At 55.1% G+C, this 23,078-nt stretch carries 16 protein-coding genes; 13 read left to right on the top strand and 3 right to left on the bottom strand.

Features of this window, described 5'->3' with window-relative positions; genetic code table 11:
* Positions 1-320: 320 nt before the first annotated feature.
* A complete protein-coding gene (locus ACYVGU_RS20975; protein ID WP_460623678.1) occupies positions 321-3,119 on the bottom strand; it encodes a substrate-binding domain-containing protein in 2,799 nt (932 codons plus the stop codon).
* Between the two features lie 459 nt (positions 3,120-3,578).
* Here ACYVGU_RS20975 and ACYVGU_RS20970 point away from each other — a divergent pair, with 459 nt between their 5' ends.
* The 10 genes from ACYVGU_RS20970 to ACYVGU_RS20925 all read left to right on the top strand — a co-directional run bounded on the left by ACYVGU_RS20970 (position 3,579) and on the right by ACYVGU_RS20925 (position 15,527).
* Entirely contained in the window at positions 3,579-4,247 is a 669-nt protein-coding gene (locus ACYVGU_RS20970; protein WP_460615600.1) for an ABC transporter ATP-binding protein, read from the top strand.
* A gap of 40 nt (positions 4,248-4,287) precedes the next feature.
* Positions 4,288-4,794: a hypothetical protein gene (locus ACYVGU_RS20965; protein WP_460623677.1), complete on the top strand. Its 507-nt coding sequence runs from the start codon at positions 4,288-4,290 to the stop codon at positions 4,792-4,794.
* A gap of 73 nt (positions 4,795-4,867) precedes the next feature.
* A complete protein-coding gene (locus ACYVGU_RS20960) occupies positions 4,868-6,109 on the top strand; it encodes an ABC transporter permease (protein ID WP_460623676.1) in 1,242 nt (413 codons plus the stop codon).
* 11 nt (positions 6,110-6,120) lie between these two features.
* Complete coding sequence (locus tag ACYVGU_RS20955; protein WP_460623675.1) at positions 6,121-7,362, top strand: ABC transporter permease; 1,242 nt, start codon at positions 6,121-6,123, stop codon at positions 7,360-7,362.
* Between the two features lie 49 nt (positions 7,363-7,411).
* Complete coding sequence (locus ACYVGU_RS20950; protein WP_460623674.1) at positions 7,412-8,524, top strand: efflux RND transporter periplasmic adaptor subunit; 1,113 nt, start codon at positions 7,412-7,414, stop codon at positions 8,522-8,524.
* A 187-nt stretch (positions 8,525-8,711) separates the two neighbouring features.
* Positions 8,712-9,413, top strand: coding sequence for a hypothetical protein (locus tag ACYVGU_RS20945; protein ID WP_460623673.1), 702 nt, complete (start codon positions 8,712-8,714; stop codon positions 9,411-9,413).
* A 1,080-nt stretch (positions 9,414-10,493) separates the two neighbouring features.
* Positions 10,494-11,726, top strand: coding sequence for a replication initiation protein (locus ACYVGU_RS20940; protein ID WP_460623672.1), 1,233 nt, complete (start codon positions 10,494-10,496; stop codon positions 11,724-11,726).
* A 262-nt stretch (positions 11,727-11,988) separates the two neighbouring features.
* Entirely contained in the window at positions 11,989-13,560 is a 1,572-nt protein-coding gene (locus tag ACYVGU_RS20935) for an OmpA family protein (protein WP_460623671.1), read from the top strand.
* Between the two features lie 224 nt (positions 13,561-13,784).
* Complete coding sequence (locus ACYVGU_RS20930; RefSeq protein ID WP_460623670.1) at positions 13,785-14,855, top strand: 3-oxoacyl-ACP synthase III family protein; 1,071 nt, start codon at positions 13,785-13,787, stop codon at positions 14,853-14,855.
* A 240-nt stretch (positions 14,856-15,095) separates the two neighbouring features.
* Positions 15,096-15,527 (top strand): hypothetical protein, encoded by a 432-nt coding sequence (locus ACYVGU_RS20925; RefSeq protein WP_460623669.1) that lies wholly within the window; start codon positions 15,096-15,098, stop codon positions 15,525-15,527.
* 55 nt (positions 15,528-15,582) lie between these two features.
* On the opposite strand, the gene ACYVGU_RS20920 is transcribed toward ACYVGU_RS20925, so the two are convergent.
* Entirely contained in the window at positions 15,583-17,526 is a 1,944-nt protein-coding gene (locus ACYVGU_RS20920) for an LTA synthase family protein (RefSeq protein ID WP_460623668.1), read from the bottom strand.
* 529 nt (positions 17,527-18,055) lie between these two features.
* Here ACYVGU_RS20920 and ACYVGU_RS20915 point away from each other — a divergent pair.
* From ACYVGU_RS20915 to ACYVGU_RS20905, 3 genes are all read left to right on the top strand, one after another.
* Positions 18,056-19,909 carry a sensor histidine kinase gene (locus tag ACYVGU_RS20915; protein ID WP_460623667.1) on the top strand — a complete coding sequence of 618 codons (1,854 nt, stop codon included), beginning with the start codon at positions 18,056-18,058 and terminating at the stop codon, positions 19,907-19,909.
* 6 nt (positions 19,910-19,915) lie between these two features.
* Positions 19,916-20,302: a response regulator gene (locus ACYVGU_RS20910; protein ID WP_460623666.1), complete on the top strand. Its 387-nt coding sequence runs from the start codon at positions 19,916-19,918 to the stop codon at positions 20,300-20,302.
* Between the two features lie 325 nt (positions 20,303-20,627).
* Complete coding sequence (locus ACYVGU_RS20905) at positions 20,628-22,367, top strand: APC family permease (RefSeq protein ID WP_460623665.1); 1,740 nt, start codon at positions 20,628-20,630, stop codon at positions 22,365-22,367.
* 2 nt (positions 22,368-22,369) lie between these two features.
* Here ACYVGU_RS20905 and ACYVGU_RS20900 read toward each other — a convergent pair whose 3' ends face one another.
* Positions 22,370-23,014 (bottom strand): class I SAM-dependent methyltransferase, encoded by a 645-nt coding sequence (locus ACYVGU_RS20900; protein ID WP_460623664.1) that lies wholly within the window; start codon positions 23,012-23,014, stop codon positions 22,370-22,372.
* Positions 23,015-23,078: the final 64 nt, after the last annotated feature.

The following is a 23,078-nucleotide window of genomic DNA, read 5'->3' as shown; positions in this document are numbered from 1 at the left end:
ACCGAGCTACTTTTTTTACTAGCCCGCTTGAGCCGGCTAACTGTTCCAAATATCCGCCACTACTTTCCTACCGGCTTGCTGTATTCACTCAAAGACTTTCACAAATAGCTCATTTCTCACTTTACTTATAACTTATTGATAATAAGTATTTTACATTGCATTTATGTATATTCCCCAGTCTTTTATCTTAAATTTTGATACCTGATTTTCGAATTTGATACACGAGACTAGCCCCGAATAGACCCAAAAGTGAACGGTCCCGCCCCGGCTTCAGAGGAAGCAAGGAGCGGGACCGTCAGGACCGGGTTGGAAAGGACGCGTTAGCCAGCAGTGGTGTGCATCGCCCGGAACTCAGAGGGCGACACCTGGTAGCGGCTTTTGAAGCTGGTTGAGAAATAGGAGGGCGAAGAGAAGCCCAGCTGGTAGGCTACTTCGGCAATGCTTAGCTCGTCGTCGAGCAGGAGCTGGCGGGCCTTGGTCAGCCGGATACCCTGGATGAAATCGGTGACCCCTGTGCCGAGCACAGCTTTCACTTTGCGGTAGAGCTGCACCCGCGAAATGCCCAGGCTGCGGGCTACATCCTCCACGCTTAAATCGGAGCGGGAGAGGTTGGCTTCCACAATGGCCGTAAGGTCAGCCAGAAACTTCTGGTCTACGCGCTGCGGCGCCACGGTAGCGGTGTCCACCGAAAGCTCGCGGCGGAAATGCTCGCGCTGCTTTTCGCGGTTGGCGAGCAACGTACGTACGCTTTCCAGCAGAAACGTGGGGTTGAAGGGCTTGGTCAGGTACAGGTCGGCGCCGGCCTGCACGCCTTCTACCTGCTGCTCCGGGGCATTGCGGGCCGTGAGCAGCACCACGGGTATATGCGAAGTTCGCCAGTCACCCTTGAGCTGGGCCACCACCTCCAGGCCACTCAGCTCGGGCAGCATCACGTCGCAGATAATCAAGTCAGGAATGGTATCGGCGGCCAGCCGCAGGCCGGTGGCGCCGTCGGTGGCGGCGCTAACCTGGAAGTGGGGCTGCAGCTTCTGCACCACAAAGGCATTCACCTCGGGGTTATCCTCAATCACCAACACCAGCGCCTCACTGCCCGCGCCGGTGGCGAACCCAGGGTTATCGGCCGGGGTAGGGGAAGTAATTCCTTCCTCCAGGGCAAAGGATGGCGAGGCCAGTGCAGGTGCCTCGTTTGAGCGCAGGGTTTGTGGCAAATCAAGGGGTAGCGTTACGGTAAACGTGCTGCCTTGCCCGGCCTGGCTGGTAAACGACAGCTGCCCTTGGTGCAGGCGGGTTAGGCCCAGCGCGAGGGCTAGTCCCATGCCCGAGCCGCGAGCCACCGTTTGGTTGCCCTGGTAAAACCACTCAAATATGTGGGCTTTGTCTTGGTCAGATATGCCGCGGCCGGTGTCTTCCACGCTCACGCGCACGGTACCCTCAGTGGGCACTGGCTGAATCGAAACGGTAATCTGGCCACGGTCGGGCGTGAATTTGAGGGCGTTGCTGAGCAGGTTGAAAAACACCTTGTCCAGGATGTTTACATCAAACCACAGCGGAATGACGGGCTCGGCGGGCAGAAACCGCAGGGTGATGCCGCGCTGGCGGGCGGGCCGCTCAAACACATCCATGATTTCGCGCACAAACGCCACCAAATTGCCCTCCGTAGCGCGCACCGGCATCTTGCCCACATCAATCTTGCGAAAGTCCATGAGCTGGTTCACGAGCTGGAGCAGCCGCTGGGCGTTGCGCCGGATCAGCCCCAGGTCGTGGCGTTGGGCCGGGGGCAACTCGGGGCCACCGGTGAGCATTTCCTCCACGGGACCCAGAATCAGAGTCAGCGGGGTGCGCAACTCGTGGGAAAAGTTGGTGAAGAAGCGCAGCTTGGCCTCGGTCTCGACGCGGGCGCGCTCAGCAAAATCCTGAATCTGGTTGCGCTGCGACAGGATTTCCTGGTTCTGCTCCTCCAGCTGCCGGTTGATACGGCGGTTGGCCTGAAAAGCCCGCCAGGCCAGCAACCCCAGCACGGCCGCCACCAGCAAAGCCGCGGCCAGGGTATAGAGCACGGTTTGCTGGCTGGTATAGGTGGCCAGCAGTTGCCGCTGCAGCTGCTGCTGGCGCTGGATGTCCTGCTGCTGGCTGGCCAGCTTTTCGGTTTGCAGCTTCATGGTCAGCACATTGGTCGAGTCGATGACCATCGTGGACAGGATGTTTTCTTTATCGAAGGGCTCTTTGCGCAGGATCTTCATGGCCGTCCTGATGGCTTCCTCACCGCCCGGCGAGTAAAGCAGGGAGGCATCAATGATACCATCCTGCACCAGCTGAATGCCACCGTGAGCTCCCGGCAGCCCATCTACGCCCACAATCCTGGTTTTCCGGCCCAGTTGCTTGCACACCTGATACGCCCCTAGGGCCAGACGGTCGTTGTGGGCGAAAATCAAGTCAACATCGGGCTGAGCCCGCAGAACTGCCGGCAGCTTCTGCAGCACCGAGGGGCGCTCCCAGTTGCTGTTTACCTGGGCCACGAGCTGCAGCTCCGGGTACTGGGCCAGGGCTTGGGCAAACCCCTGGTGCCGGTCGCGGGCGGGGGAGGAGCCGGGCGCCCCCAGCACTTCCAACACGTTGCCCCGCCGCCCCAGCAGGTTGGCCACGTAGTCGGCGGCCGTCTGGCCTACCTCCACGTTGTTGCCGCCCACGTAGGCCGTGTACAGCTTGGAGGTAGTACGCCGGTCCAGAATCACAACGGGAATGCCGCGGTTGTACACCTCTTCCACAATCGGCGTTATGGGCTCCGCTTCGTTGGCGGATACAATCAGCAAATCGATACCCTCCCGCAAGAACTCCTTAATCTGCTGCTCCTGCAGGGCACTGTTGTAGCGGGCATCCTTCATGCGGAAGCTAACTTCGGGGTGGAAGCTAAGCTCCTTTTTCATGCCCGTGAGCATGGCCTGGCGCCAGGCATCGCCGTTGGTGCACTGCGAAAAGCCAATGGTATAGGTACGGGCCGGTGCCGAGGAAGTGCAGCTTGCCAGCCCCAGCGTGCCCGCCAGCAGGCAGCCCAATCCCAGGAATGCCGCCAGGCGCATCCGGAAAGTAAGATGGCTCCACAACGTGAGCAGAAGTAGCATGGGAGGGGGAAGGAATCGGTTGCGGGCAAGTGCTGGCCTAGTAACTCCATGGACAGCTGCTCAAATATGGAAAGAAGAAATGACACCCGAACGGCTCGGCCTCGCAGCATACCTAGCCCCCTTTTCACCATATGTTTTTCTATATATTTGACTATTGCATTAGCTTGGGGCTGTGTTCTGGTCAGGTAACGCGCGGCCAGCTACCCTGCTGCTTGACTAGGGACTTTGCTTGCCGCAACCGGAGTAGTATCTAAGGTTGTACTTGCGGTGCTAAGGCTAATCTAAATATATAACAGTGCTTTATCTCCGCAGCGAGGCAACTGACCTGCCGTGGTTGGCATCTATGAGAAAGACGAGCTCTGCGGGGCTTTGCCGGCTTAGCAGGCCTAGTAGTTTGCTCGGGGCTTCCGCGGTTGGCTCTGCTTGTTTCTCTTGCACTTACACTCCTCGTTGCCACGCATGATTAAACTGCACAACGTCCGGAAAAGCTACGCCGTGGGCCACAACCGGCTGGAGGTGCTCAAGGGCATCGACTTGCACATTCGGGAAGGAGAGCTGGTGAGCATTATGGGGTCCTCGGGTTCCGGCAAAAGCACCCTGCTCAACATCCTGGGCATTCTCGATGACTACGACCAGGGCGACTACACCCTGGCTGGCACCCGTATCGACCGGAACCTCTCGCAGACCAAAGCGGCGCAATACCGCAATCAATTTCTGGGGTTTGTATTCCAGTCGTTTAACCTGCTAAGCTTTAAAAGCGCCCTGGAAAACGTAGCGCTGCCGCTGTACTACCAGAAAGTAAGCCGGCGGGAGCGCAACCGTTTGGCCCTGGAATACCTGGATAGGGTAGGGCTGGCCGACCGCGCCGAGCACTTACCCAGCGAGCTTTCGGGCGGGCAGAAACAGCGCGTGGCCATTGCCCGGGCTCTGATCAGCCAGCCCAAGCTGATTCTGGCCGATGAGCCCACGGGCGCCCTGGATACCCACACCACCCAGGAGGTGATGGATATTTTCAAGCAGGTGCACCGCGAGGGTATGACTGTGGTCATCGTGACCCACGAAAACGACATTGCCGCCCAAACCCAGCGCATGATTCGGGTGCGCGACGGCATGATTGTGTCGGAATAACGCTGCCCAATACTAGCCCTGTACTTAGCCTGAACCTGCCATGAAATCCTTTTTCCTCCTCACCCTTCTACTGGCGGCCACAGGCCTCGGGCACAGCGCCCAGGCCCAGGCCACCACTGCCGAAGTGCAGGCTCTTACCAAGCAGCTTGACCAGTTGATGCGCAACCCCAAAAAGCCCAAGCAGGACGTGCACTTGACCCTAAAGGGCTGCCACGCCGAGCAGCTGATTAGGGACCGGGACGCCGACGTGCAGATGAGCAACCCGGTGGCGGTCAGCTTTGGCAGCGGCAACTCTGGCTGGGCCATGAAGATGGATAACGGCGTGTTTGAAATGAAAATGGGCTTTGAGTGGGCCGATGTAAGTCCGCTCACCTACCAGATGACCACCGACGACCAGCAGCAGAAGCACTTCCAGATCAGCATCAACCGCGACCGAAAAGGCACCCACTCCAACTTCGAGCTGCCCCTTTACACCACCAATGAAGCCACCGTGAAAGACGTGGTGCGCCGCCTGGAGAAAATCCGCAAAAGCTGCGGCGGCAAGTAAGGCTAGCTATCAGCCTCAGGCGGTTTGGTTCATTACCAGGGCTAGTAAACACTAGGGCTTAATTCCGTACGAAATGTTCGACCTCGACAAATGGCAGGAAATCCTTGGGACGATGCGGCGCAACAAGCTGCGCACCTTCCTGACGGCCTTTGGCGTGTTCTGGGGCATCTTCATGCTCGTGCTCCTGCTGGGGGCCGGCAAGGGCATGGAAAACGGCATCTGGAAGGAGTTTGGGGGCGGGGCCATGAACAGCCTGTTCGTGAGTGCCGGCAAAACGTCGTTGCCCTGGCAGGGTATGAAGCCGGGCCGGGAGCTGAAATTCACCAACGAAGACCTGGAAGCTATTCGGCAGCAGGTAGACGGGGTGGAGCTGATGGCTTCCCGCAACCGTCTGTTTGGCGAGTACACCATCATGAACGGCACCAAGAACGGCTCCTATCAGGTGTTCGGGGCCAATGCCGAGTTCTTTCAGCTCAGCGGCGAAAAGCTGGCCCGGGGCCGCCTCCTGAACCCACTAGATGGCCTGGAGCAGCGCAAGGTGATGATCCTGGGCGAGAAAGTGCACAAGGTTCTGTTCGGCGACAGCAGCGGCATCGGGAAGTTTGTGCAAGTGAAAGGTGTGTTTTTCAAGGTGGTCGGCACCTTCACCAATACGGGCAACAACGGCCGCAACGAGGAGCGCGCCTTCGTGCCCTTTACTACCTTCCAAACCACGTTCAACCAGTACAACCAGGTGCAGCGCATCGGCATCAGCAGCCGCAAGGGCACCCCGGTAAAAGTGCTGGAAGAGCAGGTCCGGCAGCTACTGGCCCGCCGCCACCAGTTTGACCCCGCCGACAAACAGGCCCTGGACCTGGATAACAACGAGGAAGAAGTGGCCCGCTTTGAGGGGCTGTTCCGGGGCATCAAGTTGTTTGTAAGCGTAATTGGGGTCTTGACCCTGGTAGCGGGGGTAGTAGGGGTCAGCAATATCATGCTCATTATTGTGCAAGAGCGCACCCGCGAAATTGGTGTGCGCAAAGCCCTGGGGGCTACGCCCTGGAGCATTATCAGCATGATTGTGCAGGAGTCGGTGGTGATTACCAGCCTGGCGGGCTACTTGGGGCTGCTGGCCGGGGTAGCGCTGCTGGATGCCGTGCGCTACGCCCTGGAGCAGGCCGGGGGCACCTCTTCTTACTTCGACCACCCCGAGGTAGATGTGGGAGTAGCACTGGCCGCCACGGCGTTGCTGGTTGTTTCCGGTGCTATAGCGGGCCTGATTCCGGCCATGAAGGCCGCCAACGTCAAACCCATCGAGGCACTTCGGGCCGACTAACTTTCCCAGCCATGTTCGACCTCGACAAGTGGAGTGAAATCTGGGCTACCGTGCGCCGGCACAAGCTGCGCACGGGCCTGACGGCGTTTGGCGTGTTCTGGGGCATATTTATGCTGGTGGTGCTGCTAGGAGCAGGCAAGGGCTTTCGCAACGGCGTGGAGGGGGAGTTTGACGTGGCCAAGAACGCCGTGTTTCTCTGGACCCAGCGCACCAGCGTGCCTTATGCCGGCCTGAAAGTGGGCCGCTTTATTCAGCTGACCAATGACGATGTGCGGGCCTTGGAGCAGGAAGTCCCGGAGGCCGGCGTGATTCTGCCCCGCAGCTCCCTGAACGGCACTTTTACCGTGCAGTACGGCACCAAAAGCTCCTCTTTCTCCGTCAATGGCGAGTATCCGGGCTATCCGGCCATCAAACCCCTTTACCTGACCGGCGGCCGTTTCATCAACGAGCCCGATATCAAGGAGCGCCGCAAAGTAGCCGTGATTGGCAACCGGGTGGCCGAGGTGCTGTTCGGCGACCAGTCGCCTATAGGACAGGAAATCCGCATCAAGGGGGTGTTTTTCCAAGTTGTTGGTGTATTTCAGGCCCAGGGCCAACCCGAGAATGCGGAGCAGGACAGCCAAACGATTATCATTCCGCTCACCTCCCTGCAAGTAACTTTCAACCAGCCCAACCAAGTGGGTTACTTTGCCTTTATCCCTAGGCCTGGCGTACCTGCCAAAGTGGTGGAAACCAAAGCCAAACAGGTGCTGGCCCGGCAGCATAAGGTGGCGCCTTCCGATGAACGAGCCTTTGGCTCGGCGAACGTGGAAGAAGAGTACGCCCGGGTGCAGGGGCTGTTCACCGGTATTTCAGCGTTCAGTTGGCTTGTCAGCATCGGTACCATTCTGGCCGGCATTATCGGCGTTAGCAACATCATGCTGATTGTGGTAAAGGAGCGCACCAAGGAAATCGGGATTCGGAAGGCCCTGGGCGCTACCCCTTGGAGCATCGTGAGCCTGATTGTGCAGGAAAGCATCGTGATTACCGCCGCCGCCGGGCTGCTGGGCCTGTTGTTTGGCACGGCCCTGATGGCCGGCATCAACCAACTGATTGCGGGCCAGAACGTGGGCTTTTTCGCCAACCCTCAGGTAGATGTGGGGGTGGCCATTACGGCCGTGGTGCTGCTCGTTGTGGCCGGGGCTGTGGCCGGACTGGTGCCGGCGCTGAAAGCCGCTCAGGTGCAGCCCGTTGTGGCCCTCAAAGACGAATAACTTTCTCCTCAGGAACAGCTGATTACCTCAACTTCCTATCTGATTTTCTATGAAACGCGTTTTTCTTTCGGTGCTGGTGCTTCTGCTGCTGGCCGGGTTTGGGTGGCTGGGCTATTACTTCTGGAAACAAGCGCACACGGACCCCGTCACGTACACCACTGAAGCGCCCTTCGTGACGGACATCGTCAAGAAAACGGTTGCGACGGGCAGCATTGTGCCGCGGCGGGAAGTGCTCATCAAGCCCCAGGTGTCAGGTATAGTGGAAGAGCTGTACATCGAGGCCGGGCAGCCCGTGAAGGAAGGACAGCTGATTGCCCGTATCCGTACGGTAGCTAATGCTGGCAACGTAAACAGTGCCCAAACCGGAATTCAGGCCGCCCGCATTGCCCTGGAAACCAGCAAAATTGCCTTAGATCGGCAAAAGTCCTTGTATGAGCAGAAGGTGATTGCTGAGCAGGAGTACCTCAACTATCTGGCCGACTACAAAGCCAAGCGCCAGGCCCTGAGCGCCGCCGAAAGCAATCTGCAGATTGCCCAGAAAGGAGCCTCCCGCAACACGGGCGGCTCGCTTAACCTGGTGCGCTCCACCATCACGGGGTTGGTATTGGATCTGCCGGTGAAGGTGGGTTCCTCGGTGGTGGAGCGCAATAACTTCAATGAAGGCACCACCATTGCTGCCGTAGCCGACATGAAAAGCCTGGTGTTCGAGGGAAAAATTGACGAAAGCGAGGTAGGCAAAGTGCGCGAGGGCATGGACCTGAACCTGACCATTGGGGCGCTGGAAAACCAAATTTTCCCGGCGACGCTGGAGTACATTGCCCCAAAGGGGCTAGCCGAGGAAGGCGCCATCAAGTTTCAGGTCCGCGCCCGCCTCAACCTAAAGCCTGGTCAGTTCCTGCGGGCCAACTACTCCGCCAACGGCGACATTGTGCTGGGCCGCCGGGAAAAAGTGCTGGCCATCCGGGAAAGCCTCTTGCAGTTCGGCCGCGTAAACAAAGACAGCGTGTTCGTGGAAGTGGAAACGGCTCCGCAGCAGTTCGAGAAACGCCTGGTAAAAACGGGCCTATCCGACGGCATAAACGTGGAAGTAACCTCCGGGCTGGGCAAGACCGATAAAGTGAAAGTAATGGCTCCAACGGCGGAGGCAGAGAAGAAAAGCTAGTAGCCTAGCCGGCACTTTTTCGGGGAACTTACATCCACTTCAGGCTGGATTGCGGGCTAGCAAATTCCTGGTTAAATAATTCGTAACTAGAACGTTGTTGAGTTAGCATTCAATTAAGGGCTAGTATTTATTTACTAATAATTATATTTAATATTCCCTTCTGAATTCACCCTCATAGCCTTCGCTCATGCCTACTGGTACGGTATCGGATAATGCGCCTGAGCGGCTTGAGGGGTACCGGGGCTACCGGGTTATCAGTAGTGGCCGGGAGAAAATCTTTGAGCAGCTGGTGCTCATTACGGCCCGCTTGTTTGATATGCCCATGGCCTTCTTATCCCTGGCTGATCCGGATTTTACCTGGGTTAGCGAGGCAGGAAGTATGGTGGGGCTTACGCGGGAGGAGCGGCAACGGGAGCTCTGCTTTGGCGCCCTGCTGCATGAGAGGGAAGAACTGCTGGAGAAGATACCGCATGACGCAGGCGAGGCCCTGTCCATGTCCATTATCCGGGACCTACCGTTGCAATTTTACGCGGGCCAGGATCTGACTACCATCGAGGGGAAATACCTGGGTACCCTATGCGTGCTTGATGACCACCCGCGCGAGTTTGGTCCTATGCAGTGGGGTATTCTTAATCTGCTGGCTCAGGTGGTTATGGTACTCACGGAGTTGCGTGAGGCGGCCACTGAAATGGAAGTTAAACCGCCATCTGCCTCCCCAGATTCTCCGGAAAGCTTATGGACTGAGGTAGAGCAGCTTATGCTGTTGCCCCTGATGCGCATGCGTATTACTACCAACCGCCTGCGCAAAGCAGAAACCGATGAGCAACGTGCTGGTTTGTGGCAGGAAGTAAAAGCCATTATCGAGAGCACGCTCCTGCAGCTAACCTAGTGTCTGGCTGGCAGCTTCCGGTAGTAAATCAACGGCTCCAAGGCATTTGCTTTCTTGTTGGTAAAGAAGACCCACTAAGGCACCGCTAGTGGCTTTCGCTCTAGCACTTTGCCACCAGCAACGCCCTAGCTTTTCGGCCATCTATTACAAAAACCACGACGGTTTTGGGTAGCTAATGTGTTGCCCGCTCTGGGACGTAGCTGTACTTCCTGCGTGGCTTAGCGAAAGGAAACAGGCAGGGTTCCATTACAAAAACCACGAGACCAAGTGTTGTTTTGGCGGTAGGAAACCCATTTATCTTCGCAAGGCGGCATATTTTTCCGCTACTACTAGCAAAGCCAAGGCGGCTGTCGTGGTTTTTGTAATACGTGCTTTGCGTTAGGCAGCCTTCTGGCACTGCGGGTAAGTTGTGGCTTCCGTTCTCTCGTGGTTTTTGTAATAGATACGAACCGGATACTATCGAGCCAGGGAAGAGCTGGTATGCTGCCAGAACATTTGCTAACCATGTACAATTTAGCAAGTTACTATATCCTGTTTTCTGTTATTAAGGCCAGGTTAGCCCGTATGAAGAAGCCTTATCTATTACAAAAACCACGACAGCCGCGGGCCGCGCCCTGTAGCAGACCTCCCTGGCGTTGGGTTGGTTGGTTTTTTCCGTTCAATTCGAACATCACCCTAAATTTCATTTTCAAAAAAACGCCCTGTTTAAACCTGGTTGTTACCTTATTTATAAGGTTTATAGGTTTAGGGGGTCTGTAAATACCTGACTACAAGTCGATAACAGGCTCCATCTATTACAAAAACCACGAGGATCTATTACAAAAGCACGAATTGCTATTACAAAAACCACGACGCTGCTATTACAGAAACCACGACAAACAAAGCCCTATCTATTACAAAAACCACGACAACCTATTACAAAAGCACGAAGGCCTATTACAAAAACCACGACGACCTATTACAAAAGCACGAAGCACCTGAAACACACCTCATTTTACCGGCTGCTATTACAAAGCATTGGGTTTGTAATAGCAGCCGCTATGTTGCATCTTTAGCCATTCCATTTAGCATTGCTAGTGTATGCAACCTTCCTTATTCGATCAGCCGGGCTTGGAAGAGCCAGTCAGCAAGATAGTTGTTCAGCACAATGCGCTGGTAAATGCTCGGTTTGACCTGTCTACGGTTGAAATGCGGCTGTTCATGGCCATGCTTTCCCGGATTGGGCGCGACGACAGCGAATTTCGTGAGATGCGCATTCCACTGACTGAAGTAGTGGCGTTGTCGGGCCGCCGCCCCAGTAGCAAAGATTATCAGCAGGTGGCTGGCATGTGTGATCAGCTGGTGAGCCGGATTCTGCACATTGAGCGTCCTAGTGCCACCCGGCGTGGGTCGCGGCGCAGCCACTCCCCTGACTTTGATAAGATTCCGTTGATGGCATACGCCAAGTATCGGGGGGAGGAAGGCGCATTGCACGTCCGGTTTAATGATGAGGTAATGCCCTACCTGCTGCAACTGCAGCGCAATTTTACCAAAGCACAGGTGGTGCAGCTGCTGAAGCTGAAAAGCCCGCACTCGTATCGCATCTACTGGCTGCTAAAGGAATATGCCGCCTTTGGCACCCGCACCGTGGAGGTCGATGAGCTGAAGGCGCTGCTCAGCCTGGAAGGCCAATACAAGCAGTTTCCATTGTTTAAGCTGCGCGTACTGGACAGGGCCCAGATGGAGCTGAGCAAAACCGATTTGCCCTTTGAGTATGAGCTCCTGCGCGATGGCAAAGCTGTGTCGCAGATCCGGTTTCATTTTCCGCCGTTTGCGGGGGAACTAGATGCGCTTCCCTTAGGCCCCACTTCTGATTGGGATGCCGCCTTGCAAAAAGTAGGGCTAGCGGCCAGCAGTCAGGCAACGGTAGCTGAAATGGTAGCCCGCGGGGAGGTAGAGCCTGGGTATATTTTGTTTGTTGTACGTGCACAGCAGGAAAAATATCGTCTAGGCAAAGTCAAAAGCCTGCCCGGATCCGTGTTTACAGCCATCACCAAAGGCCATTTGGTAACCGAATACCAGGAGGCAGTAGCGCGCCAGCAAGGGAAAGCTGAGTTGCTGAAGGCCTTGCCGGTGCGTTCTGATGCCAAGGCGAAACCCCAGGAAGTAGTGCAATTCCGGCGCGATGAAGTGCGCGCTATGTTTGATACATTGGTATTGAAAAAGCTCAACAAGGAGCCAAGCTTTGAGCTGCACGAGGAGCGAGTGTATCTTAAGCAGGGGTTTGAGCTAATACGGGAGAGTAACGGCACAGAGTGGCTAGTTAAGAAATAGCACAAAAACAGGATCATCGGCTTGAATGGTACAAAACACAAGCATTGATGCAGGATATAAAAGATAGGTAAATCAGTCAAAATCGGATATGATAGCAAATGCTCGGGAAGGTATTTAAAAGCATAAACTTTAATAGCATTTTGTACTATTTATAACTTATTGTAGCTGGGCTCACCGCCGCCGGAAGAATATCGTATGCCATACCGGACGATTTTTTCCTGAAAAAAGTCTGTAAATTAGAATAGACCCAGGCGGTGAGGCTATGCGACAGAATAAACCGGTAGTAGAAGTTGCGCAGGAATGGCTAACTGATGCGTACCTAACAGAGTTGGGCACTCATCTGAATGTAAGTCAGGAGTTGCTGAAGCGCACCTTCAACCAGTTTATGCACCTAGTGATGCGCGTGCTGCAGGAGCGCGCCGTCCGCGCTAACGGACCAGAAGCAGTTGCTACCCTAGCGCGCCAGGCCCGGCAAGCAGGCGCACCTGACGCTCTGCGCACCCAGCCCCCAAGTACACGCCGTGGCGTAAAGCTGATCCAGGATTTACTAGGTGCTAGATATGAGCAAACCGTTCAACGGCTTCACCCGGAACTGCCCGGCCCCACGCGCGACCTGGTGCTGGAAACAGCAGTGCAGATAGTACTAGGGGTGTTGGGCCGACAAACCGAAACAGACCAACTAACCAATGACGAACTGGTGCAGTGGCTGCAACAGGAACAACAAGTAGTGAGCGCTAATACCATTCTTAGCCCGGACGCTCCCTCGCCGGTAACCCTGCCGGAACCCGATAGCCAACCGAATACTTCATCGAATATATCGGAAAAAGATGTTTTACAGCGCTTTACGGTATCTGGGGCCGGAACCTGGGAGAAGGTAGGGGGGGGCATCACGTTTACCCCCGGTACGGCCGGCCCAAAAGTTCCTGCTCAATTGCCTATAAGCAAATGGGCCGTAGTTATTCCCCTCCTGATCATGCTACTTTGCGTGGGTGCCTATATGCGCCTAGTTCCGGATAAGTCGGGTGCGCAGCACTCGGCCAAGGCTGATGTGGCCCCGGTTGTGCAAGTTACTACCCCTCCGCCGCCCGCAAACCCCGCTGCTGAAGCCAATGCCCCGTACTCAGGCGCTTCTTCGACTACAAGTGGCTATGATCCTGCTACGGACACGTACATCTACAACACGGGTCAGCCCTTAGCCCTTATTCTGCCCGATGGGAGCAGCCAGAAGGTAGGCGCTAACTCCACCGAGTATAAATTATTCCGGTTGCTGAATGATGGCCACCTGACGCCTGAGCTATCGGAGGGTGTAAGTAACCCCGAATGGCTAACCGTTGACCGCGTGTACTTTACTCCCGGCGAGGCCACCCTTACGCCGGAGTCGGAAGAGCAGCTGCAAAATCTAGCGGGTATTCTGAAGGCCTTTCCGCTGGCTTGTATCCAAATTGGGGGCCACACGGATAACACCAGCGACCCCCAACAGAACCAACAGCTCAGCAAGCAGCAAGCGGAAGCAGCCCTACTGGCGCTGGCAGGGCTAGGCATTGAGCGCAACCGCCTGCAGGCTACCGGCTACGGCGACCAGATGATGGTGGCGCCCAACGATGGACCCGTAGGCCGGTCGATGAACCGACGGCTTACCTTAGCGGTAACCAGCATCACGGGGCCGCCAAAACCAGTAGCCAGAAAGGTAGCTCGTACCGCTGCTGCCCGCACGGAAAGCCGGAACCAATACAGCAGCAAGTCGGATAAAACAACAAGAGAGAAAAAGCGCCCCCGCACCAAAACCGGCAAATGGATTCAGCGCCTCGTAAACCGAGTGAAGGGAGAGAGATAATGAACTGGATTAAAATACCGTTAATACCCTACTAAACGCAATCGAAGCCAGTTTGAGGCAGTACTTAGCCTAGTGCATTTCACTCCAATCAAAACTATTTTGTTTTTGTTGTAGCGTACACACAAGCTGAACTTCTATTTTGCAAGGCATTCGGCAACGAATCAGAATGAATTTTGCTGCAATTTTGCCGGCTACAGTAGCTGCTTTCTACTGCTTGCTCCTTTATGATTCGATCTATCATTGCTGCTACCGGCAGCTGCATCCCCGATACCATTGTTCGGAATCAGGATTTCCTAACCACCCGCTTTTTCTCTCAGGAAAGGGTATTCATTCCCATTGATGCAGCCACTGGCATTGATAAGTTCACGGCCATAACCGGCATCAAGGAAAGGCGATATGCCCAACCGGAGCAAACAGCCTCTGACTTGGGCTACCAGGCGGCGGCGCAAGCTCTTTCGACAAGTGGTATCGATCCGGAAACGCTCGATTACATCATTGTAGCCCATAACTTCGGTGACGTGGTGCTGGGAGGCAACCGGGTAGACATGGTTCCTTCGCTGGCGTCCCGCATCAAGGCCCAGCTGGGCATCAAAAACCCCGATTGCGTGGCGTATGATATGGCCTTTGGCTGTCCGGGCTGGCTCGAAGCTGTTATTCAGGCGAACTACTTTATCCGCTCCGGCGATGCCCGCCGGTGTATGGTTATCGGCACCGAAACCCTTTCGCGGATAATTGACCCCCACGACCGGGACTCCATGCTGTTCAGCGACGGGAGCGGAGCCATTATTCTGGAGGCCACCACTGATGCAAAACAGGGCATTCTGGCCCATCATACCCAAACCCACGCCTACGAGTACGCCAACCTGCTGCGGATGGAGCCTTCCTATCATCCGGAAGCTGCTGCGGGGCCCGACCGCTTTATGAAAATGAACGGCCGGAAACTCTACGAATTTGCCCTCCAGCACGTGCCCTTGGTGTTGCAGGCCGCGCTGCAGAAGGCCAATGTGCCGCTGCTCCAGATCCGGAAAGTGCTGATTCATCAGGCCAATGAGAAGATGGACGTGGCCATTCTGGAGCGGCTCTTTAAGCTGTACGGCGAAGTGTGTCCGGGCATGGAGCTGATGCCGATGACAATTGGCTGGCTAGGCAACAGTTCGGTGGCAACCATTCCTACGCTGCTGGACCTACTCCTGAAAGGTGAGCTGGAAGACCATCGGATTGAACCCGGCGACACCGTTCTGCTGGCCTCGGTAGGCGCCGGCATGAACATCAACGCCATGGTGTACCAGTTCTGAGTAGCCGCAAAGCGGCAGCAAAGGGAGCATCCCGCAGGCTACACTTCTGCTTGGGTTGTTTCCTGTGTTCAGAGGCTGTGGGCTACTTACTTTAGCCAGCACCCACGCATAGTTCTGTTACTGATACTACTCGTGCTCAAAACATTTGCTTACTAAACTGTTTAATGCCCATCAAGCACAAGTACTAGCCCTGCCCGATGGCGGAAGTGTCCACTTCGCCCGGCCCCGAACAAACCCACCATGTCTGAAAACCTGGCTCTTACCCGCTCCATTTCTTACCGGCCTGACCTGGATATACTTATTGTACGGTGGCACCAGGATGCGTCATTGGCGGTTTTGCAGGAAGATTACCTAGCGACGTTGGCTGCCGCTCAGCAGTACCACTGTGCTAAATGGCTGGTGGATGTACGCCGCAGAGAAGGCACTGACCCTGAGCTGAGTGCTTGGGCCAGCCAGGTTTTTTACCCTATGGCAGCCATGCGACTGAAGCCTCGACGCCTGTGCCTAGCTGTTCTAAACTCGGCTTACATCTATGAGCGCTTCCTCAACGATCCGTCGCATCGGAAGTACGTGGAGTACATGCTGGCTCCGGAACGGGAATTTTCTACTCACGTCTTCGACGACGAAGCCAAAGCCTACGAGTGGCTTACCAACGGGGTAAGCGCCAACTAGCCAAAGGGAGCCGTTTCATTTTCCTTTCGCTTTCAAAAAGATTCTTGCCAACCTGTTACTGGCTGGCAACAGGCGGCGCCGTAGGCTGGGTTTCTATAATGCGCTGTAAATACGCGTTCTGGTATTGAACCCACCGCGCCAGCCGTTGGTGGCTTTGCTGCACAAACTCGGGCATTTCGTCGGCGAGGTTCTGCTGCTCGTGAGGGTCCTTTTGCAGGTCGAACACCATCGTTTTGCTAGTGCTGGCATTGAAGATAACCTTATGCCGGCCCTCCCGATACCCGAACAGATAGTTGGAGTAAGGGCTGAAGAAATAGGTCCGGTCAGTGCGGTTGGGGTTGAACAGGCTGGTTCCCTGCCACTCGGCCGGGATTGGCAGACGCAGTATATCCAGGATGCTCGGAGAAATATCTATCTGGCCGCCAATGGCTTGCAGCTTCTCTCCATGAAACAGCAGTGGATTGATGAACAGCAGCGGAATACGCACATTTTCTTCGTAGATGTTGGAGGCATGCCCGTACTGCACGTGCCGGCCAAACGCCTCGCCATGGTCGCCAACCACTACCACCAGCGTTGATTCGCTTAACCCCCGGCGCTTCAGCTCATCGAGCAGCAGCCCGAGCTGGGAGTCTGAATAATGCAGCGCGTTCAGGTACTGATTCAGGTACCGTTCCTTTACACCGTAGTCAACCTGGGTTCCTTGCGGAAAGTAGGGGTAGTGGGTTTGCGAAGTCCAGATTGTAGCGAAAAAAGGTGCACCGGAGGCATCAGCCGGCAGCCAGGTGGTGCAGGCTTTCAGCAGGCACGACTCATCCGCACTGCTCAGGTAGTCCTCCTCATTTTCATCAACCTTAAGCACGGGTTTGGTGCACGCAATGGTCTGAAAATCATTGAGTACGTCAAACTTTCGGTTTGCCAGAAAGCCCCGCATATTCTGAAAACGAGTATCGGCCGAGAAGAAGAAACCGGTGCGCAGCCGAGCCTTCTTAAGCTCCCCACTCAAAGACGAAACCGGAATGGCAGGGTGCTCTTTCGTGATGCTCTGGTAGGATATCTTCGGGTACAAGGAGCCCAGGAGCGATACTACCGCATTATTGGTGCTGGGCATCTGGGCATACATATCACTGACCAGCAGAGAGTTTGGCAGCTGCCGTGCTAGGTTGGGCATTACGTTGAACCGCGACTGGTAGCCGGGCACATACTCGGCCGGCACTGACTCCAGCACAAAAAGCACCACATTGCGAATGCGGGCGTCAGAAGGCGCTTTGCTAGGCCCAGTAGCCATTGAAGGCTGGGGAAAAGCCTCGAAGTCCGATGGCAGCTGCACCGTGAACAGGTCGGGCGTAGTGGCAACGGATTGGTACACGGAGTTCGAGAACGCCAGCACCGGACTGGCCATCTGCTTGTAGGTTAGCTCACGTTTCTCGGCCTGCGCAGGCGCCTGCCAGAAGTAGAACAGCAGCCCCAGCGAAATCACTAGGGTTGCAACTCGTCCAAACCGCCCGGATGTATCGAAGCGCTTCAGCAGGAAGAAGAAGGCGTAACTCGCCGCCAGGTAAGCCAGGCTCCATTTCAGCAGCTTGCCGGCCCATTCCCACGATGCATTGGCCAGCAATGCCGATTTTGAGTCGCTATTTTGCAGAAAGTCAGAGTAATACAGCCAGGCATACGTAAACGGTCCGCCCAACAGCTCACTGACCTCAATGTAGCTGAAGCCAAACCAGATGATGAGTAGGGTGCAGCCGATAAAAACCCCGGTTACAAACCGCTGCCCTCGGGGATACTTTGCCAGCGACCAGTGCAGGATCAGGGTTGCAGCCGCTAAGCCAGTTGCCAGCAGGAAATCATAGTAACAGGAGAGCAAAACAAACACAAATCCCTCCCACTGAGTAAACACAACCGCGTGCGGAATCCGGACTACATGCGCCCGTAGCAGAAACAAAATGAGCAGCAGGCTCACGGTAAAGCATCCGATCCGCCGAGTAGTGGTTGAGAACATAGTGCAAAGGTTGGATGGGTTGAGAGCATAATGTAGCCTAGCCGGCCGAACCAGCGCGCTAGCTGCTGCATGAGCCTAAAGCCACTATTTGAATCAAGCAGAAATCAGTACAACTGAACCATATTAGGCTAGCTATGGCATACAGCAAAAATGATTATTTATTTGTATTAAATGTAGTATAAATAGAATATAATAAAGCAATTTATTGCAAGAATATTACTTTGAAAAGGCATCGGGAGACTGTGGAGCTTAAAAGAGCAGGCAAAAAATTATGAGCGAGGAAATGCCTTAACATAAACCCCTGAACCATAAGCAGTAATCAGGAAGCAGTATGTAGCTGGAAGCTTTTAGAAAAATCAGCCTAAAAGCTTCCAGCAGAATTTATTCAGATTAATTTTACCGGATTAATAGGGGGCTTTCCTGTTTACAGGAGGTCAAGTCTTTTCGGAGGCAAAACCGGCTTATGGACTCTCCCCAGCATTGCATACAGCTGCCCAAATCGGCGCTGGAATTATAGCTTCAGCAGAAGATGAACGTACGCAGCGTAACCCCTTTGGGTACCTATGTTCAACAGCACAGAGAGGCGGTTTTCACTCTTGATTCGCTAGGCACCATTACGACGGTAAGTGAGCCATTCGCCCGCCTGGTTAACCAGGAGGTGGCCGCGCTCCGGGGCCGCCCGCTGGCAGAACTTGTGGCCGCAAGCAACCCAGGCGCAATCGAGCTGTTGCTACAGCACAGCCAGCGCGGCGAGGTGCTAACACTGGAGCTGGTGCTGCCCAGTTCAGCTGGCCAGCCGCTTGAGGTAGAGCTGACTACCGTACCGTTTCTGCTGCATGGAGAGCTGGCCGGCATTAGTGGGGAGGCGCGTCCGAGAAATCAGCAAGATTCCTCGTCAGAAAGCCTGAAGGAGCGGGAGGAGCAGCTTTCGGTTATCTTCAGTAGCGTGGCCGATGTGATATTTGTGCTGCAGGTAGAGCCCGGTAATGCCTATCGGTTTACTTACATCAACAAAGCATTTGAAACGGTTACCGGCTTGCCCTACGCTAGGGTTGTGGGCCGGCCGGTCCAGGAGATTATTCCGGAGCCTTCCTACAGCCTGGTTCGATCCCAGTACCAGCAGGCGGCCGAAACCAGGCAGTTGGTAAGCTGGCTTGAAACCACCGAGTATCCGACCGGCTCGCTTATCGGTGAAGTTTCGGTAGCGCCGGTCTTCGACTCCCAGGACACATGCATTCAGCTAGTAGGTACGGTGCATGATCTGACCGCCCAAAAGCGCGTGGAGGAAGATTTGCGGGTAAGCAATGAGCGGTTCGCTTACGCCTTAAAAGCCACTACTGATGCGCTCTATGACTGGAACATGCAGTCCGATCAGCTAGTGTGGGGCGAGGGATTCAACACCCTTTTTGGCTACGATGTAGTACAGAACCCGCCCACCTTCCAACAGTGGGCCACGTACATCCATCCGGATGATGCCGACCACGTCTTACAAGACTTGCAGAAAGCCACGGCCACTGACTCCGGCGATACCTGGCAACAGGAATACCGTTTCCGGCGGGCCGATGGCAGCTGGGCCAATGTATTCGACCGCAGCTGCATTATCCGCAACGAGACGGGCACGGCCATCCGCATGATCGGCGCCATGCAGGACATTACCCTTCGCAGGCAAACGGAAGTAAAACAGCGGGTACTTATGCAGGAACTCAACCGCCAGAACGCCGACCTGCAACAATTCACTTACATCGTTTCGCATAACCTACGCGCGCCGCTAGCCAACGCAATTGGCTTTACCGACCTGCTGGCCCGGGTGGATAAAACCGGAGAGGTATTCCAGAAGTCGTTGCAGCACCTGCAAACCAGTTTAGCTCAGCTGGACACTATTATTTCCGACGTAAACACCATTCTGTCGATTCGGGATAAAACCGAGGCAGGCCGCCCGGAACCCGTTTTCCTGGATCAGGTGTGTAGTAAGGTGATGGAAACCTTCCGGCCGGCGTTGGCAGAATGCGGCGGCACCATTGAGTGCGCCATTCCCAATACCATCCAGGTAGTTGGGTATCGGGCGTATTTCAACAGCATTTTCTTCAACCTGCTGGCCAATGCCATCAAATACCGCTCAGATAAGCGGCCACTGCAAGTTGAGGTGAAGGCCAGCTACACGCCGCAAGGCGTGCAGGTACAGATTCAGGACAATGGAACCGGACTCGATCTGAAGCAGGTGGGCAATGATGTGTTTCAGCTCTATAAGCGCTTTCACAAAGTTCCGACGGGGCGAGGCATAGGCCTGTTCCTGGTAAAATCTCATGTGGAGGCAATGGGCGGGCACATCGAAATCAGCAGCCAGGTAAACCAGGGAACCTGCTTTACGCTCTCCTTTGGCTGATTAGGTATGAAGACGTTCCTGATAGACGACGACAACCTGGGGAATTACTTAACCGAAGCCATCCTACGGATGGAGGGCTTCGCTAGCTCCATCCGCACATTTGAGTCAGCCGCTGACGCCCTGGCAGAACTCGAAAAGCCCGGTAGTATCCCCGATGTTATCTTCCTTGATCTGAATATGCCCATCATGAGCGGGTGGCAGTTTCTGGATGCCTTGCTGCCACAGAGTAGTGCGCTGCGGGGCCGTTGCCATATCTATGTGCTTACCTCATCGCTAGCCCCCGACGACATGCAGAAGGCCCTGACCTATGAGCTGGTAACGGGCCTTATTCACAAACCCATCGATAGGTGGGAAATACAGACCATTCAGGAGCAGCTATCCTCCAAACGCTAATCAGACCCGCACCTTCGCGTCGGGCTGCTCTACTAGCCTCGCTAGGTTCTTTTTACGGCAAAAGCGCTGGTTGGGCTACCCCCGCTCCAGTGCTTAAGGTTCCGGTAGAATAGTGCTACGTTTACGAATGCTGCTTTCCGGCGCTTTCCTGCTGCTAGGTATCCGGTAGTGCCAAAGTCTGCCACCCCAGATGCTGTGGGGTTAGTGCATTCTCGGGCAGCACGGAGCGGGTAGCACGTGGCGCATTTTCACCTTTTTAGCTATTTCTCCGTTTGATAAGCCGAATGCGTTTATTTGCTACTCCTGCTTACTTGCGCAGCCCTCTATGAGCCACGAAAAAAAACTTAACGAGCTGGAAGCCAGCGCCATTTGCGGCAACGACATATCCTCGTCCTGCCTTTATGTGTCGGCACTGGCAATTTCCTATGCTGGGCAATATGCCTGGCTGGCGTTGCTGGTGGTAGGCGCCGTGCTGTTTTTATTTCGGAAAATATACGGAGAGGTAGTGGGTGCCCTGCCCCTTAACGGCGGTGCATACAACGTGCTGCTCAACACGACCAGCAAACGGAATGCGGCCTTGGCAGCATGCCTGACCATTCTTTCGTACATGGCCACGGCGGTGCTCTCCGCCAATGAGGCCATGCACTACCTGCATACACTCGTGCATAGCCTTCCCATCATTCTGGCCACCATTGGGCTGCTAGGGCTGTTTCTGGTCTTAACCATCCTGGGTATCTCGGAGTCGGCAAAAGTGGCTGTCCTCATTTTCATTACCCACTTGCTTTCCCTCACGCTGCTGGTTGGAGTTACGGGCTGGTACTTAGCCACGCACGGCCTCGACACGCTGCTGGCGAATTTCCATGCTCCAATCAAAGGGGGCAGTGTTATGGGAGCCTTGTTTTTCGGCTTCAGTGCTGCCATGCTCGGTATATCGGGCTTTGAAAGCTCAGCCAACTTTGTAGAGGAGCAGGCCCGCGGGGTTTTTCAAAAAACACTCCGCAACATGTGGGTGGTAGTTACCGTGTTTAACCCACTCATTGCTTTTCTGGCCATTGCCGTGCTGCCCCTAGGTGAGGTGGGCCAGCATACCGAAACCCTGCTCTCGCATATTGGTACTGTTACGGGCGGGCCGTGGCTGGGCACGCTCATCTCTATCAACGCTGTAGCGGTACTGAGTGGGGCCGTGCTTACCTCCTTTGTGGGCGTCAGTGGCCTGATGAAACGCATGACCCTGGACCGCATTCTGCCCCAGTTTTTCCTGCGGGAAAATAAGCGCGGCAGCAACTATGTCATCCTGATTACCTTCTTTCTGCTCTGCGTTTCCGTCCTGTTCATCACCAACGGGCAGCTAGGGCCGTTGGCGGGCGTGTACACCATTTCGTTTTTGTCGGTAATGGCCTTTTTCGCCCTCGGCAATTTCCTGCTGAAAGGCAAGCGGCCCAAGCTGCCCCGGCCGGTGTATGCCGGTGTCATAACGGTTGCCCTAGCCATGCTGGGTGTGCTGACGGCGCTATATGGCAACGTGAAAATGCACCCGGAATATCTGATTGTGTTTCTGCAGTATTTCCTGCCCACCATGGCCATCGTGTCAATTATGCTTAACCGCATTGCGATACTCAACCTGCTGCTTTCCGCCGCCGATCAGGTGGCTCGTCATTTGCCGCGGGCCTCGCGCATAGGTAGGCTCATGGTACAGCGCCAGTTGCGGGAGCTAGCCAAACAGGAATTTGTGTTCTTCACGAAAGGCGACAACGTGTCGAACCTCAACAAAGTCATGGCCTACGTGGTCGAGAATGAGTTTACCAATCGGCTCAAGATTGTTACGTTGCTGCGAGATGGTGAAAAATACCCCGAGGATCTGCTCAATGATATTCGGGTGCTGGACCGCGCGTACGAAAAAATAGAAGTTGATTTTGTGACGATGGAAGGCCATTTTGGTCCGGAGCTTATCGAGCAGCTATCACAGGAGTGGCAGATCCCAAAGAACTTTATGTTTATCGGCTCTCCCGGCGACCGGTTTCCGTACCAGATTTCCGAGTTGGGTGGGGTGCGGCTTATTATCTGAGGTTACGGTTTCTGCGCCACCATTCTTACCAAGCGCTGAGTTTCCAGCGTGAAGTCGGCAACAGCAACCGGCTCCTCATAGCGTAGTATGCGGAACCCCTGGTGGGCGTAGCATGCTTTCAGCTCATCTGTCTCGAAACCAACCTTGTGCGGGAGCTTGCCCTGCCACACCTGGTTTACCTCGGCATGGAAATTCTCGAAAACCACAATTCCACCGGGTTTTAAAGCGGCATAGGCCTGCTCCGCATGCGCTACATCATCGGCGTACATCAGAAGAAGTGCATCCCATAGATTACAACCCCAGTTAAAGGTTTGCACATCTTGGTTTACTAGGGTCAGGGATACTCCCAACTCTTCGGCCTGTTGCTGAGCATAGGCCAGGGCCTGTTCCGCAATATCGACGCCCGTGACCTGCCAGCCACGCTGCGCCAGGTAAAGCGCATTGCGGCCTTCTCCCATATTAATGTCCAGTGCATTGCCGGGCATGCGGCCCTCCAGCGTATCAACCAAGAGCTTGTTGGGCTTGGGGTTGAAGCGGTTTTTTCGCCAAGTTGGGTCAAGCAAACACCGGTTCCAGCGGGCCCGCTCAGCAGCCAGTATGGGTTCAGGCGTTACAGCACCGGAAGCAGATGATTGTTCTTTTTCCATCAGTACTTCAACTTTTTTATTTCCTGGCGGAAAGTCCCATTCGGGTGCTTATGCGGCATAAATA

The organism is Hymenobacter tenuis (assembly GCF_054780495.1).
The sequence above is the reverse complement of the archived record's forward strand: the minus strand, read 5'-3'. Positions and strand labels throughout refer to the sequence as shown.